This is a genomic window from Terasakiella pusilla DSM 6293 (assembly GCF_000688235.1).
In the GTDB taxonomy this organism is placed as follows: domain Bacteria; phylum Pseudomonadota; class Alphaproteobacteria; order Rhodospirillales; family Terasakiellaceae; genus Terasakiella; species Terasakiella pusilla.
Map to the genome: position 1 here is coordinate 245,671 of NZ_JHYO01000001.1, position 14,890 is coordinate 260,560.

The following is a 14,890-nucleotide window of genomic DNA, read 5'->3' on the forward strand; positions in this document are numbered from 1 at the left end:
TTTCTTACGCTCCCGGATAAACGGATGTGTCAAACGATCCGCTATAGGCTCGACTGGCAGGCCCTGTCATCAGGATCTCGCCATTTTCCAGCCATTCAATATGTAAGGTGCCGCCATCCAGCACCACATCAGCCGCACGCCCGTCAATGATCCCACGACGCACCGCCGCAACCAAAACCGCACAGGCACCGGTTCCGCAGGCTTGGGTAATGCCGACGCCCCGTTCCCAGACGCGCATGCGCAAAGAGCCATCGTCCTGTTCGGTGACGACTTCCACATTTGTGCGTTCGGGGAAAAACGGATGGGTTTCCACATGGGGGCCAGCGGCTTCCAAGTCCACACTCTCGCAGTTTGGCACAAAAAAGACCGCATGCGGATTGCCCACATTCACACCCACCGGACCTTCCAACGGCCCAACGGTTAACGGCATGGTCAAGGTATCACAGTCTTCAGCGACCGGAATATCCTGCCACCCCAAGCGGGCTTGGCCCATATTGACCGTGACCGTATCGCCCGCATCACGCGCATGCAACAGGCCCACAACCGTTTCCACCGTGACCTCGGGCTTGCCCAGCTCATCCATCATCAGGCGGGCGATACAGCGCGTTGCGTTACCGCAGGCTTCGACCTCGTTACCATCGGCATTGCGGATACGCATAAAGACATCTGCCGCGCTATCCTTGGCAGGTTCCATCACGATAAACTGATCACACCCCGCCCCTGTGCGTCTGTCGGCCATCGCCTGCACTTGCGCAACAGTTAGGTCAATCGGGTTTTCACGGGCATCAAGGACAACAAAATCGTTGCCAAGGCCATGCATCTTAATAAAGGGTAACATGCCTGTTATATGGTCTAAAATCGCCTCAGAGTCTAGGGCTTAAGCGGGGCAGAGCGCAAAAAACGATCCATATGAAACTGACCGTGCGCCGGATGGTACGAGAATTTTTCCCCCACCGGACAGGCCCGGCGCGCCAGACAGCCTAAGGTCATACAGTCACTGTCCAGATGACGACCCAGATAGTCCATACAATCCGGCACGTTATAGCCATCCACCGTAAAAGCACCAACCGGACAAGTCTTCAGACAGGGTTTCTTTTGACAGCTTTCACAAGGGGAGGTCAACTTGGGCTTGGGGGGAATCCCCTTGATCGGATGATCAAAAACAAACGCCCCGCGATAAGCATGCCACAAGCCATAGACCGGATGGATGAGGGGACCAAGCGGAGAGGGGAAAACGCAATCTGCCTTCATCGCCCATTTCTGAAACGGTGCGTAGGCTGGCCCGTCGAACGGAAAAACCACCTTACAGTCCAGTTCATCCGCAAGGCGAACAAGATGGTCACGGGTCCAATGATCCAGCGGGTCCGGTTCCATCCAGTCATCATATTGCTGACCAAACAGTTTCCAGATATCGGACCCCACATTGCCGACCAGCAATGTCGTCAGCTTATCGGTGAAGCCCCCGCGCAGGCAAAAGCCCACGGGTTTTAGCATATCATCGATCTGGTTATAGCTGATCATCTTCGAAAAACTTTACGTTCTGGCCCAACCTTGATGCTGACAGAATACCACAATCAAAACAGGGAGAACAAGAATCGCAAAATCAGACACAGCACGGATCGGGGCTTGTCCTAAAAACATCACGTCCGCAATTTCAATCGCAACCCCAAGGATAATGATCGGGACCACACTGACCAGTTTCGTCATCGGCAAACGAAAGACCAGACCACTCATCAGCCAGATAAACAGTCCCAACGCAATCAGCGTTCCATCATAGCTAAATGGAAAGAGGTTTAAAATCTGTGCTTTAACATCGCCGTACATCTATTCATCCCTTGGTTTGTGTTGTTATAACCACAAACCTAAGGGATAAAGCTTAAAAAACCATTGCGGTTTAACCGACATTATCAATCAGACGGGCTTTTCCCAGAAAGGCAGCAACCAGTACGCGCATCGCTTCCCCTTTCACCGCCCCTTCTGCCAGATCATGGGCTTTACGAAGGGCCACATAATCGACCTTTTGAAAGCCACCTTCCAGCAGTTGCTGGGTTGCCCACTTCGACAAAGCCTCCGCATCACCCCCCATCTTAAACCGTTCTGACACTTCAGAGATGGTGCGGTAAAGCAACGGGGCAATCTGGCGTTCTTCACGATCCAGATAGGCATTGCGCGACGACATCGCCAATCCATCGGTTTCGCGTACCGTCGGCACCCCTTCGATCGTCACCGGAATATTTAAATCCGCAACAAAACGTTTGATGACCGCAAGCTGCTGATAGTCCTTTTCCCCGAAAAAAGCGACATCGGGCAGGGCTTGCAACAACAGCTTTGTCACAACGGTTGCGACCCCGTCAAAAAAGCCCGGCCGGAACGCGCCTTCCAAGATATCGCCCAGACCACTGACGCAGATCTTTGTCACGCCACCATCGGTGCCATACATCTCTGCAACATTGGGGGCAAACAGAACATGTCCCCCCACATCCGCCAATTTTTCGCGATCTTCGTTTTCCGTACGCGGATAGCTGTCGAGATCTTCATTCGGGCCGAACTGTTTCGGGTTCACAAAAATCGTTGCGATCACCCGATCACATTTTGCCAAAGCCGTTTTCACCAAGGTTAAATGCCCATCGTGCAACGCACCCATGGTCGGCACTAAGCCAACCGTAAGCCCATCTGCACGCCATTGGGACACCTGCGCGCGCAGGTCGGCAACTGTACGAAGTGTAGAGATCGTCATGTCCGTTTACTCTTATTTTTGTTCTTTTGGAGGGTTGTTGTGACCCAACGGGCCTTTGTAACCAAAACAATGTTCCGGTGCAGGGAAAGCCCTGTTTAACACTTCAGTTTTATACGCGCCAACCGCTTCGGTGATCATCTCATCCATCTGGGCATAACGCTTGACAAACTTGGGCTTGAATTCCGCAAACAGGCCCAAGATATCTTCGGTAACCAGAATCTGCCCGTCACATTGGGCCGACGCGCCGATCCCAATGGTCGGGACATCAATTTCGTTGGTGATACGCACCGCCAGCGGCTCCATCACCCCTTCAACCACAACAAGGGAAGCACCAGCCGCCGCAACCGCTTTTGCATCCGCAACGATCTGTTCGGCTGCCTCATCTGTTTTGCCTTGGGATTTAAACCCACCCAAAACATGCACCGACTGCGGCGTCAGACCAATATGGGCCACAACCGGAATACCGCGCTTCACAAGGAAGGAGATCGTCTCCGCCATTTCCGCGCCGCCTTCCAGCTTCACGCCGGAACAGCGGGTTTCCGCCATCACGCGCGAACAGTTGCGAAAGGCCATTTGCGGGCTTTCTTCATAGGAGCCAAACGGCATATCCACAATAATACAGGCGCGATCAGACCCGCGCATAACCCCTTGACCATGGGCAATCATCATATCAACCGTCACGCCCAGCGTACTGTCCATGCCATAAAGCACCATGCCCAGACTGTCACCCACCAGCATCAAATCCACCTGATCGTCCAGCAAACGGGAAATCGATGTGGTATAGGCGGTTAAGCAAACAATAGGGTCTTGGCCTTTACGGCCTTTTAGATCCATCAGGGTGATACGTTTTGTATTTGTGGCTTTGCTCATTTCTTTTTTTCCTCCTCAGGCGCCGGCAGGGGTTTATCGTCATCATCAAAAAGGATGCGAGATGCATTGCCTTCCATATCGTCATACTGTCCCGATCTTAAGGCCCATAAAAAACCAGCAAGGCCAAGACCACCAAGAAACAGCATCGCCGGAATAAGGTATAACAGGCTTTCCACTACAGTTTTCCTCTGCTCAATCGTAATGCGTTGGCGATCACCACCAGACTGGACGTGGACATGGCGACCGCTGCAATCAACGGCGTCACATACCCCGCGACAGCAAGCGGGATTGTCACACCGTTATAGATAAATGCCAAAGCAAAATTTTGCTTTACCAATATTTCTGCTTTCTTGGCAACGCCTAACGCCTCAATCACCGGACGCAAACGATCCCCCTGAAAGACCGCATCCGCCGCAGTTTGCGAGACATCAATCGCGGTGGAAGGCGACAAGGACACATGCGCAGCCGCCAAGGCTGGCGCATCGTTCAGCCCATCGCCCACCATCAAGGGATGATCCAGTTTTTCAAGTGCGTCACATTTCGCTTTCGGTGTGCACTGGGCTTTCCAATCGTCAATCGCCAAATCTTCGGCAACCTTGCGCACAGGTTCCGTACGGTCGCCTGACAGCAGGTGCAAACCGTAGCCTTGCGCTTTTAACTGGGTGATGACGTCTTGCGCATCACGGCGCAAATTATCTTCAAACCTAAAACAGATCGGGGCTTTGTCCGGCTGATTAAGCCACAATTCCGGTCCCGCACTAAGCGGAGCCGCCTCATCCCCGCACCAGTTACGACTGCCCAAACGGACATCCTGCCACGCCAGACCGTTGCCCGATATCTCCTGCACGCCTGATTTAACTGACACCCGCCCGACAGCGCGGCAAAGCGCCCGGGACAACGGATGCTTACTCGCTGCTGCGATGGAGGCTGCCAACATCACCGCCTCGTCGTCAATCTCTGTTCGATTGACCAGCTCTGCACGTCCTTGGGTCAAGGTGCCGGTTTTATCAAACACCACATGCTTGACCTGCGCCAGCCGTTCAAGGGCCGTACCGGTTTTCACCAAAATCCCTTGGCGCATCAAACGACCGGACGCAATCACCTGCACCACCGGCACCGCCAAGGCAAGGGCACAAGGACAGGTGATGATCAAGACAGCCACCGCCGTCAGCAACGCCTCATGCCACGCCGCCCCTGCGATAAAGAACCAGAACAGAAACGTCCCAAGCGCCAACACGTTCACCACCGGGCCATATTGTTGGGCGACACGGTCGGCGATGGCGACATATTTTGCCCGTCCGGCCTCCGCCTCTTCCATCAAGCGCACGATTTCCGCCAGCAGGGTGCTTTCCCCCGTAGCCGTGACTTTAATTTTTAAGGCGCCGGACAAATTGGTTGTCCCGGCAAAGACGCGATCATCCGTCTTCACCGTAACCGGCACCGACTCCCCAGAGATCAGGCTAGTATCAATATCGGACTGACCATCGACAATCACCCCATCCACCGCAATACGTTCCCCGGCGGTGGACAAAACGGTCATACCGTCTTTCACCTGATCCGGCGGCAGCAGACTTTGGGTGCCGTCATCCAGCAAGACACTGACCGCAACCGCATTCAGCCCCAACAGATGTTCCGCCGCCCCACGCGCACGGCCCCGCGCCCGTCGATCTAGATAGCGCCCGATCAGCAAGAAAAACAACAGACTGATGGAGGAGTCGAAATAGACGTGCTCTTCACTATTGATGACCTGCACCAGACTCATGGCTGCCGTCAGAATCACGGCTAAAGAAATCGGCACATCCATATTGGTGCGCCCGCTTTTCAGGGCGGTCAGGGCAGACCGAAAGAAAGGACGGCCCGCATAGGCCACGGCTGGCATGGCAACCAAAGCAGAGAGCCAGTGCATCAGATCGCGCGTACTTTCCATCATGCCTTGGCTATATCCCGCCCAGACGGAAACAGAAAACAGCATCACGTTTGCAGTGGCAAACCCCGCAACCGCCAAAGCGCGCAGCAGTTCTTTTTCACTTTTTTGATTTTCGGAATTTAAAAGACAGGGATCAAACGGGACAAGGCGATAGCCCAGTGCATTAATGGTCCCGACCAGTTCATTCGGGTCGATATCGTCTCCGCGCCATTTCAAGACAAGGCGACGGGTGGACATATTCACGCGGGCTTGCAAGACCCCGTCCTGCTTTGCCAAGGCGGTTTCAATCAACCACACACAGGCCGCGCAATGGATGCCTTCGACCATGAGATAGAGGGTCTTTGTGGCGTCCTCTTCCTCAATGATATGGGCGCGATAGTTGATCATCGCACCGTCTTCATCGGGGCGCAGGGCCTTGATCTCGGGATCAATCGTGCGCCGCTCGTAATATGTTTTAAGCCCCAACCCGTTAATCAGGTTGTAGGCGCCTTCACAGCCCTTACAGCAAAACCCGTCCCCCCCCTCGCTGAGGGAAGGGACGGGATCACCGCAATGTAGGCAAGCTTTGGTCATAATCGTCTGGGCGTTTATTGAACAACAACGCGTTCAACAAGCTGGTACTTGCGGCCCATGCTATCGGCATGAACCCGCACATCCCATTGACCCGGCACTGACAGGGTCAACTCACCACTTAAAACACCTGGTTCAACAACTGTTGCCGGACCATCCACATCCACACCTTCAGATGTGGGACGCACGAAAAAGGTATGGGCTTTCAAAGCGTCAACGGGCTTGCCATTGTGATCCTTGAACGTCACTTGATAAGCAATACGACGTTCTTTATCACGGCTTTCAAGGGTTGTGACATCCAGTTTCACCTCCCATCCCAACGCTTCCTGCGCACGCGCAGCTTCTACGTTGGTGTCATAGGCCAGACCTTTGAGATAGTGATCCTTGGTCTCCAGACCTGTCCAGCTATCGTATGCGAAGAAAATCATGATGCCGTTGACGGTCACGATCACCGCAAAAAAGCCGACGAAGATCCAAGGATACCACCATCCCGGTTTGCGTTGTTTACTCATTTATTTAGGTCCACGGAAAACTGTTGATTGGCTATAAACGTCGCCAGTCTCTACATCCTTGAGGACAAAGTCAATGTTTGTTGACGCCCCTTCCAGCTTTGCTTTCGGCGCTTGTAGAAACAGCTTGAATGTCCCCACAGTATCTGCATGCACATCCAGCGTCACCACCTTCTGTTCCTTCTCATGCTGACCGATCACATCCATGGTTACACCCTCCAACCCATTCACCGACAGTTCATAGGTTTTTGGTGACGATTCCATATTCAGGATCTTATAGGTATAGCCGTTTCGAATGTTGCCGGTAGATAACGTCACGAACAACGGTGCACGGTCCCGAATGATATTCACTTCCAGACGGTCACGTAGACTGAGGCTAGCCAACAGAACCGCTGTCACCACAGACAGGATCACCGCATAATAGATTGTGCGAGGACGGATCAGGTGAACCTGTTTGCCTTTACCTTGCTCGCGCGCCACCATATTGGTGTAACTGTCATAGGAAATCAGGTTACGCGGCAGTTTCAGGGTATCCATCATGGTGTTACAGGCATCGATACAGAGACCACAGCCAATACATTCCATCTGTTGACCATCACGGATATCAATCCCTGTCGGACAGGCTTGGACACAAAGGCCGCAATCCACACAGTGACCACGATCCGGGGAATCTAGGTTCTTAGCCCCTTTCATCCGCGGCTCGCCCCGCCAGGCTTCATACGTCACCAGCAACGAGTCTTCGTCAGTCATCACAGATTGGAAACGACCATAGGGGCACATGTAAAAACACACCTGCTCACGGGCAAAACCGGCCATAATATAGGTCATGGAGGTCAGCACGATCAGAACCACCAAGGTCCAGCCGCCAATATTACCCTGCAGCAAGTCTTTGGTCAGAGTCGGTGCATCGTTGAAATACCACAAGAAGGACACAGCCATGAAAACAGCGATCAGCAACCACACTGTGTGTTTTGCGATCCGTTTCAAGAACTTGTTCAGGCTCATGGGGGCGTTATCAAGTTTGATCCGTTTACTACGATCACCCTCGATCCATTCCTCGACCTTCATAAACAGGTCCGTCCAGACCGTCTGGAAACAGGCAAAACCACACCAGACCCGACCGGCAATTGCAGAGGCCGCAAACAAGCTGACCGCTGCAATAATCAACAGACCCGTCAGGTAATAGACCTCCTGCGGCCAAATCTCGATCCAAAAGATATACGCACGACGGCCCGGCAGATCAAACAGAACCGCCTGATCCGGCAGGCCCGGCCCACGGTCCCAACGCACCCATGCAAACCCGTGATAGAGCGCCAGAAACACCCACAACAGGATCGTCTTCCATTTTCTAAAGGGGCCAACAAATTTGCGGGGATGAATTTTGATCCGGTCTGCATAGAGCGGACCCTTACCGTCGCCTTCATAAACTTGAGGCTTACTTACTGCTTTTACCATGGTTCTACTCGATCTATGGTCAATAAAATCTGCGCTTTTTGTACTCCCGTTCGGGGTGTTTAGCAATTGATAACCGTCAATTTCGGGTCAAGATATTTACTTTTTTCTGACAATATTCTTATTTTTAAGTCCTATAAAACCATTTGGTTTATAAGGTATTTCACCACATTGTAATATGCTAAACAACCGGAACGGGACCAATAAAAACGGCCGCCGCGAGAGTATCACGACAGCCGTTTTATTTTCGTCAATCAAACGAGCCGTGCTTACTGACCGCCACCCAAAGAGTGGACGTAGATTGCAACTTGTTTGATTTCTGTCTCAGACAGACGGCCCACCCAAGCCGGCATAACACCGTGCTTCGGTTTCATGATTTGTGACAGGACAGCATCTTTGCCGCCGCCATAAAGCCAAATGCCGTCGTTCAGACGCGGGCCACCAAGGGCCTGTTGACCTGAACCGTCTTCAGAGTGACAGGCTGCACAGTTGTCTTCGAACAGAACTTTTGCTTCTTCAGAAGCAGAGCCCTGACCGGACAGAGACATCACATAATCCGCAACCATTTCAGCTTGCGCAGGTGTCAAAGTCTCGTCTTCAACAAAGTTAGGCATGTCAGAGACACGTTCGTCTTCGTGACCGGAACGGATCCCGTACAGGATGGTTGTCTGAATAGAATCCAGATCACCGCCCCACAGCCAGTCATCATCAGCCAGAACCGGGAAGTTTTTCGCACCAGAACCTGAAGCGCCGTGACACGGTTGACAGTTGTCGGCGAAAATCACACGACCCCCTGCCATAGCGTAGTTCAACAGTTCAGAATCGTTGGCAACTTCTTCGATATCTTTACCTTCGAACTTGGTTGTCCATACCATACGAGACTGCTTCACAGCTTCCATCTCTTTGGCATGTTCAAGTCGGTTCGTTGTTTCGAATACACCTTTGGCGTAATCGTTAAGCGTCGGCCAAGACGGGTAAACTACCCAGTAGCCGATTGCCCAAATGATACAAGCATAAAAGGTTGTCAACCACCACTTCGGAAGCGGCGTATCCAGCTCTTTAATGCCATCCCATTCATGGCCGGTGGTATTTGTGCCCGATACCGGGTCCTTTTCCACGTTTGCCATACTAATCTCCTTAATCATCGTCCTGAAGGGGGATCTGGGAAGCTTCATCAAACTTCTTTTTATTCTTTGGGCGAAGCGCAAAGAATATGATCCCCAAGAACAGGAACATCAGCCAGACGACCCATAACTGTCGTCCGAGTGAGACTATATCGTCCAAGCTCACGCCTGCACCCTATCGTGCCATGTCGCCTTCAGGCTTGTACGTGGTGAAATCCACCAATGTACCAAGCATCTGAAGGTATGCGACCAGCGCGTCCATTTCGGTGATTTTTTCCGGATTCCCGTCAAAGTCACCAATTACAGCTTTCGGATAGCGAGTCAGAAGTTCATCTGTATCGCCTTCACCCGCGTCACCCATAGCTTGGGTAGCGAAGTCAGAAGCAGCTTGAGCGATTTGTTCGTCGGTGTACGGATCACCCGCAGCACGCAGTGCTGACAAGTGAGCGCCCGCGTCATTGAAAGACAACTCTTTCTCAGACAAGAACTTGTACATCGGCATTACAGACTCAGGCACAACGTCTTGCGGACGGATAAGGTGCGCAACATGCCATGCGTTAGAGTATTTGCCGCCAACACGCGCAAGGTCCGGACCAGTACGCTTGGAACCCCATTGGAAGGGGTGGTCGTACATGGACTCTGCTGCAAGGCTGTAGTGACCATAACGCTCAACTTCGTCACGGAACGGACGGATCTGTTGAGAGTGACAGAGGTAACAGCCTTCACGGACGTAAATGTTACGACCGGCGAGCTCAAGTGGAGAGTAAGGACGGACACCGTCTACTTTTTCGATTGTTGAATCGATGAAGTAAAGCGGAACGATTTGTACCAGACCACCGATGGAGATAGTGATCAAGATCCCGATCGCAAGGAGGATCGTATTTTTCTCGAAGATTTCGTGCTTCATAATAGATCCCCTTACTCAGCAGCCGCAGATTGCGGTGCCACGAATTCGTCTTCAGTACGCAGGTCGCCTTGGATGGTTTTGATGAAGTTCCAAACCATGATCAAAGAACCGAGTACGAAGAGAACACCACCACAAGCGCGGATAACGTAGTACGGATGCATCGCTTCTACAGACTCGATGAACGAGTACTGAAGGAAACCGAGGTCATCGTACGCACGCCACATCAGGCCTTGCATGATACCGGAAATCCACATCGCAGTGATGTAAAGAACGATACCAATTGTCGCAATCCAGAAGTGATACGTAACCAAACGCAGAGAATACAGACGCGTACGGTTCCACAGTTTCGGAATGAGGTAGTACATCGCACCAAAAGATACGAAAGCAACCCAACCCAAAGCACCGGAGTGTACGTGACCGATTGTCCAATCTGTATAGTGAGACAGACCATTAACCGCTTTGATAGACATTGCCGGACCTTCGAAGGTCGACATGCCGTAGAACGCGATAGAAGCGATCAGGAAGCGCAGTACAGGATCTGTACGCAGTTTTTCCCACGCGCCGGAAAGCGTCATCAAACCGTTGATCATCCCACCCCAAGACGGCATCCACAACATGATGGAGAAAGTCATCCCCAAAGTTTGTGTCCAGTCTGGCAGAGACGTGTAGTGAAGGTGGTGAGGACCAGCCCAGATATACAAGAATACAAGTGCCCAGAAGTGGATGATCGACAGACGGTAAGAATATACCGGACGCTCAGCCTGTTTCGGAACAAAGTAGTACATCAAGCCCAAGAAGCCCGCAGTAAGGAAGAAACCTACCGCGTTGTGACCGTACCACCACTGTGTCATCGCATCTTGAACGCCGCTTGCCCAGATATAGGACTTAACGAAGCTCTCACCACCGAACAAAATTACCGGCAGCGTGATGTTGTTCCCCAAGTGCAGGACAGCAACAGTGATAATGAATGCAAGGTAGAACCAGTTTGCCACATAGATGTGAGAAACACGGCGTGTCATCAACGTGCCCGCGAAGGCGACGAGATAAGCTACCCATACAACAGTCAAAAGAAGGTCAGCATACCATTCCGGTTCTGCGTACTCTTTACCTTGAGTAACACCCAGGACATAGCCCAGAGCCGCAGTGACGATGAATAGCTGGTAACCCCAGAAAATTAAATTTGCCAACAAACGGCCGCCAAACAGCGGCGCGCGGCAAGTGCGCTGCACAACGTAAAAAGACGTTGCAAACATAATAGAACCACCGAAGGCGAAAATAACCGCCGACGTATGAACTGGACGTACACGACCGAAAGTCGTCCATTCCAGACCCAGGTTCAGCGCCGGAAACGCTAATTGAAAAGCGATGAAAGTCCCGACGATAAAGCCGATGACACCCCAAAATGTGGCTGCAAGAATAAACTTACGGACAACGTCTTCGTTGTATACCACCTCGGAGGCACCAGTAGCTGTGGTCGCTTGGTTCATGCCGAACTCCTGTTCTTCCCGAAATTCGAACACATCAAAGCCATCGGATCAGATCCTTAAAACACCCCCCAGCGTTTAAAGATCAAGACGACAGCTTTAATGCGTGCGTGCTCCTAACTCGCCATTTTTGACAATAAAAAGGCATAATCAGGAGGCTTAAATATAGCGGGGAATATATTTAGCGTTTTGATATAAGTCAAATAGTGTTTCCTTGATTTGCCCAGTTTGGATTAATTTTAAACTGCGTTTTTGTGTATTGCTTAAATATTCACAAACCCCACATCTTTTGTGTTGATAGACAAAACCACCATAATATCCCTTCACTGGACTTGGTTAATAAATTAACCCGCTTTTATTTAAATGGAAAATAAAAGGTATCACCAATATTTACTTCATTATTACTACAACACCTCTTTTTACGGCCCAAGATCACGTGCATTTTATTAAAACAGACAAGCATTATGGATCATCAATTATGGCTACTTTCTGTCATTGGGTCGCTTTCTCTTGTTTTTGTCTCTTTTTCCACCCATTCTGATAGCGGACGTGAAATCATTACTTAGGTTCTTTTCAACATGATACAGCTTACTCCTTATCGGGTGCTTCACCGTTTTCTGCTCATTTGTTCAGGCCTCTTTTTTGTGAGCGCTTGCACAATAAATCCGCAAATCGACCATCGCGCCAGCCCGGAAGCCGCTGTCTCACGGCTTGAAAAGCCCGCCGTTTCCGCAAAAAAACACATGATTTCGGTGGCAAATCCCCTTGCCGCACAGGCTGGACAGCGCATTTTACGGGCCGGCGGCAGTGCCGTGGATGCCGCAATTGCCGCACAGCTGGTCCTGAATTTAGTTGAACCCCAATCCTCCGGCATCGGCGGCGGAGGTTTTTTGGTACTGTATGACCCCGAAAAAAACCAGATTCTCACCTTCGACGGACGCGAAACAGCCCCCTTTGCCACCGAATCGGACCTTTTTATCCAAGAGGGCGGCGCGACCTTAAAGTTCTTTGACGCCGCCATCGGCGGTCTGTCCGTCGGCACCCCCGGCCTCGTGCGGCTCCTGGCCGATGCACACGCCAAATACGGGCGATTGGACTGGTCGCGCCTTTTTGACGACGCCATACAATGGGCAGAAAACGGCTTTGTGGTATCAGAACGCCTGCACAGCCTGATCGCGCGTGATAAATTCCTGAAAGATGACCCCACAGCGCGGGCCTATTTCTATCTGCCAGATGGTCGCCCTCTCCCGGTCGGACACCTGCTGAAAAACCCGGCATTTGCTGACAGTTTACGCCAAATCCAAAAAGGCGGAGCCAACGCCTTTTATCACGGGCCACTTGCCCAACAGATTATCTCAAAGGTCCAGAACCACCCAACCAACCCCGGGCAACTCGATCTCCCGGACTTTGAGCAGTACCGCACCATTCAGCGCGCCCCCGTTTGCATGGATTATAAAACCTACAATGTCTGCGGCATGGCGCCCCCCAGCTCCGGCGGATTAAGCGTACTGGGGATCTTGGGGATTATGGACCAATATGATCAGGCTTCTTCAAAAGTCCCCCCTCTCAACCGTACACACTTATATATAGAAGCCTCTAAACTCGCGTTCGCAGATCGTAACCTCTACATTGCCGACCCAGACTTCACCCCGGTCCCGACGCAAGCCTTGCTGGCCCCCGCCTATTTAAAATCGCGCGCAAACCTGATCCAGCCAGAACGCGCCCTGACCACACCCGTTGCAGCAGGCACCCCCACCCAAACGGCCGCCCTTCATGCGCCCCATGATACAGACCACGGCATCTCCACCACGCACCTGAGCCTTGTGGACAGCACCGGTATGATGGTGTCCATGACGACCAGCATCGAAAATGCCTTTGGATCACGCCAAATGGTCGGCGGCTTTTTGCTGAACAACCAATTAACCGACTTCTCATTCGCCCCTGAAAAAGACGGCAAACTCGTCGCCAATCGACTGGAGGGCGGGAAACGACCGCGTAGCTCCATGGCGCCGACCATCGTGCGCGATCGCGAAACAGGGAAAGCCATCCTCGCCATCGGCTCCCCCGGCGGGTCACGCATTATTGGGTATGTGGCCCAAAAAATCCTCGCCATTACAGAAGACAAGCTCCCGCTAGATCAAGCCCTCGCCCAAGGCCACATTACCAACCGCAACGGCACAACCGATCTTGAAAAATCGACAGAGGCAGTCCAACAACAGGAACTGCTGGAACAATGGGGCCATAAAACCGCCATCCGCGACATGACCAGTGGGTTACATGTTGTTCAAATTATCCCCGATGGCACCCTCGTTGGGGCCGCAGACCCCAGGCGGGAAGGGGTTGTGCTCGGCGACTAATTCCACACATAAAAATGGCCCCTGTACAAAGCAGGGGCCTGATCTTTTCAGTCACGGGCTGAATTAGACAACAATGTTCAAATAATAACCGCGCGGCACATCATCGCGCAATGGCTCCCCGGATGCCAACAGACGACGCAAGCGCTCAAGCGCCCCCCGAATATCCGGCCCATCGCGACGACCCACCTTGGCAATGCGCACGCGCTCTTCACGATCCGCCCCGTAGGAACCCCGATCGCTGACAACTGGCTGGGTCGATGACCCCGATATGCGCGTAGTAGATGACATGCCTATATCCTATGCCAAATGATGCCCGATTGCAATCAAACACAAAATGCGCTGAAGTGGGGCTGAAAATCAAGTATATTTCCTGAGACATATCCCAACAGCAAAGGTGCCTCCCCCTTGTTTGATATAGCGCTCTTGATAACCGGCTGCCTCGTTTTCATCATCCTGATCTTGAAAGCAGCGTTGACATGTGTGAATTGGTACCGCCACCGCCCCATGCGTCAAGAACTGGACCGCAGAGGCATCCCTTATAATCCCTATGATGGTCAGTCCCTTGAACTAACCTACTATCGTGTCCTCAAACAAGAGATGAAGGACGCTTTAAAAGATCCGTTCTAGGCCCTAGACTCATAAATTTTTTATCCAAATGCGAACTGATGCCAGTTTAACAGCAGCGAGGAAATTCTCAGGGTTCTTATCATAACGTGTGGCAATGCCTCTGAATTGCTTGAGTTTGTTGAAGAAGCGCTCAACCAAGTTTCTGTAGCGGTAAAGGAATTTGCTAAAGGCAAAAGACTTTCGTCGATTGCTTTTAGGTGGGATATTTGCCCATGCTTTTTTATTTTCAGCCAATTGCCGAATAGCATCGCTGTCGTAGGCTTTATCGGCCAAAAGAATTGTGCCTTCCCGCATAGCTTCCAACATTGCTAGGGCAGGTTGACTGT

The 14,890-nt window shown here is 51.9% G+C and carries 17 protein-coding genes; 2 read left to right on the forward strand and 15 right to left on the reverse strand.

What is annotated here, in order from left to right:
* Window positions 1-4: 4 nt before the first annotated feature.
* From dapF to ccoN, 13 genes are all read right to left on the reverse strand, one after another.
* A complete protein-coding gene (gene dapF, locus Q397_RS0101290) occupies window positions 5-838 on the reverse strand; it encodes a diaminopimelate epimerase (protein WP_038012427.1) in 834 nt (277 codons plus the stop codon).
* 32 nt (window positions 839-870) lie between these two features.
* Entirely contained in the window at window positions 871-1,521 is a 651-nt protein-coding gene (locus Q397_RS20495) for a hypothetical protein (RefSeq protein WP_051609590.1), read from the reverse strand.
* Window positions 1,522-1,533: 12 nt separating this feature from the next.
* Window positions 1,534-1,824 (reverse strand): hypothetical protein, encoded by a 291-nt coding sequence (locus tag Q397_RS0101300; RefSeq protein WP_028877877.1) that lies wholly within the window; start codon window positions 1,822-1,824, stop codon window positions 1,534-1,536.
* A 70-nt stretch (window positions 1,825-1,894) separates the two neighbouring features.
* Entirely contained in the window at window positions 1,895-2,737 is an 843-nt protein-coding gene (gene panC, locus Q397_RS0101305) for a pantoate--beta-alanine ligase (RefSeq protein ID WP_028877878.1), read from the reverse strand.
* Between the two features lie 12 nt (window positions 2,738-2,749).
* On the reverse strand, window positions 2,750-3,607 hold the full coding sequence (panB, locus tag Q397_RS0101310; RefSeq protein WP_028877879.1) for a 3-methyl-2-oxobutanoate hydroxymethyltransferase: 858 nt from the start codon (window positions 3,605-3,607) through the stop codon (window positions 2,750-2,752).
* Window positions 3,604-3,783, reverse strand: coding sequence for a cbb3-type cytochrome oxidase assembly protein CcoS (gene ccoS / locus Q397_RS0101315; RefSeq protein WP_028877880.1), 180 nt, complete (start codon window positions 3,781-3,783; stop codon window positions 3,604-3,606). The genes panB and ccoS overlap by 4 nt, the downstream gene beginning before the upstream one ends.
* Window positions 3,783-6,107 carry a heavy metal translocating P-type ATPase gene (locus Q397_RS0101320; RefSeq protein ID WP_028877881.1) on the reverse strand — a complete coding sequence of 775 codons (2,325 nt, stop codon included), beginning with the start codon at window positions 6,105-6,107 and terminating at the stop codon, window positions 3,783-3,785. Before Q397_RS0101320 ends, ccoS begins: the two co-directional genes overlap by 1 nt.
* Window positions 6,108-6,121: 14 nt before the next feature.
* Entirely contained in the window at window positions 6,122-6,616 is a 495-nt protein-coding gene (locus Q397_RS0101325; RefSeq protein ID WP_028877882.1) for a FixH family protein, read from the reverse strand.
* Complete coding sequence (gene ccoG, locus Q397_RS0101330; RefSeq protein ID WP_038012431.1) at window positions 6,617-8,068, reverse strand: cytochrome c oxidase accessory protein CcoG; 1,452 nt, start codon at window positions 8,066-8,068, stop codon at window positions 6,617-6,619.
* Between the two features lie 266 nt (window positions 8,069-8,334).
* Window positions 8,335-9,192 (reverse strand): cytochrome-c oxidase, cbb3-type subunit III, encoded by an 858-nt coding sequence (gene ccoP, locus Q397_RS0101335; protein WP_028877884.1) that lies wholly within the window; start codon window positions 9,190-9,192, stop codon window positions 8,335-8,337.
* A gap of 10 nt (window positions 9,193-9,202) precedes the next feature.
* A complete protein-coding gene (locus Q397_RS24590) occupies window positions 9,203-9,355 on the reverse strand; it encodes a cbb3-type cytochrome oxidase subunit 3 (protein WP_240475005.1) in 153 nt (50 codons plus the stop codon).
* A 9-nt stretch (window positions 9,356-9,364) separates the two neighbouring features.
* Complete coding sequence (gene ccoO / locus Q397_RS0101345; protein ID WP_028877885.1) at window positions 9,365-10,096, reverse strand: cytochrome-c oxidase, cbb3-type subunit II; 732 nt, start codon at window positions 10,094-10,096, stop codon at window positions 9,365-9,367.
* An 11-nt stretch (window positions 10,097-10,107) separates the two neighbouring features.
* Window positions 10,108-11,583, reverse strand: a complete 1,476-nt coding sequence (ccoN, locus tag Q397_RS0101350; RefSeq protein ID WP_028877886.1) for a cytochrome-c oxidase, cbb3-type subunit I — start codon at window positions 11,581-11,583, stop codon at window positions 10,108-10,110.
* A gap of 641 nt (window positions 11,584-12,224) precedes the next feature.
* Here ccoN and ggt point away from each other — a divergent pair.
* Window positions 12,225-13,937: a gamma-glutamyltransferase gene (gene ggt / locus Q397_RS0101355; RefSeq protein WP_169737949.1), complete on the forward strand. Its 1,713-nt coding sequence runs from the start codon at window positions 12,225-12,227 to the stop codon at window positions 13,935-13,937.
* Between the two features lie 63 nt (window positions 13,938-14,000).
* Here ggt and Q397_RS0101360 read toward each other — a convergent pair whose 3' ends face one another.
* Complete coding sequence (locus tag Q397_RS0101360; protein ID WP_028877888.1) at window positions 14,001-14,225, reverse strand: hypothetical protein; 225 nt, start codon at window positions 14,223-14,225, stop codon at window positions 14,001-14,003.
* 117 nt (window positions 14,226-14,342) lie between these two features.
* On the opposite strand from Q397_RS0101360, the gene Q397_RS0101365 reads away from it, so the two are divergent.
* Entirely contained in the window at window positions 14,343-14,564 is a 222-nt protein-coding gene (locus Q397_RS0101365; RefSeq protein WP_028877889.1) for a hypothetical protein, read from the forward strand.
* Between the two features lie 9 nt (window positions 14,565-14,573).
* Here Q397_RS0101365 and Q397_RS0101370 read toward each other — a convergent pair.
* On the reverse strand, window positions 14,574-14,890 hold a 317-nt coding region (locus Q397_RS0101370; protein WP_028877890.1), incomplete at its 5' end, for an IS5/IS1182 family transposase.

What these genes read in the sequence shown, in the direction of transcription:
- ccoO (WP_028877885.1), bottom strand. Translation starts at nt 10,096, where the DNA reads ATGAAGCACGAAATCTTCGAGAAAAATACGATCCTCCTTGCGATCGGG.
- ccoN (WP_028877886.1), bottom strand. Translation starts at nt 11,583, where the DNA reads ATGAACCAAGCGACCACAGCTACTGGTGCCTCCGAGGTGGTATACAAC.
- Q397_RS0101360 (WP_028877888.1), bottom strand. Translation starts at nt 14,225, where the DNA reads ATGTCATCTACTACGCGCATATCGGGGTCATCGACCCAGCCAGTTGTC.
- Q397_RS20495 (WP_051609590.1), bottom strand. Translation starts at nt 1,521, where the DNA reads ATGATCAGCTATAACCAGATCGATGATATGCTAAAACCCGTGGGCTTT.
- ccoP (WP_028877884.1), bottom strand. Translation starts at nt 9,192, where the DNA reads ATGGCAAACGTGGAAAAGGACCCGGTATCGGGCACAAATACCACCGGC.
- panB (WP_028877879.1), bottom strand. Translation starts at nt 3,607, where the DNA reads ATGAGCAAAGCCACAAATACAAAACGTATCACCCTGATGGATCTAAAA.
- ccoG (WP_038012431.1), bottom strand. Translation starts at nt 8,068, where the DNA reads ATGGTAAAAGCAGTAAGTAAGCCTCAAGTTTATGAAGGCGACGGTAAG.
- Q397_RS0101325 (WP_028877882.1), bottom strand. Translation starts at nt 6,616, where the DNA reads ATGAGTAAACAACGCAAACCGGGATGGTGGTATCCTTGGATCTTCGTC.
- panC (WP_028877878.1), bottom strand. Translation starts at nt 2,737, where the DNA reads ATGACGATCTCTACACTTCGTACAGTTGCCGACCTGCGCGCGCAGGTG.
- Q397_RS0101300 (WP_028877877.1), bottom strand. Translation starts at nt 1,824, where the DNA reads ATGTACGGCGATGTTAAAGCACAGATTTTAAACCTCTTTCCATTTAGC.
- Q397_RS0101320 (WP_028877881.1), bottom strand. Translation starts at nt 6,107, where the DNA reads ATGACCAAAGCTTGCCTACATTGCGGTGATCCCGTCCCTTCCCTCAGC.
- dapF (WP_038012427.1), bottom strand. Translation starts at nt 838, where the DNA reads ATGTTACCCTTTATTAAGATGCATGGCCTTGGCAACGATTTTGTTGTC.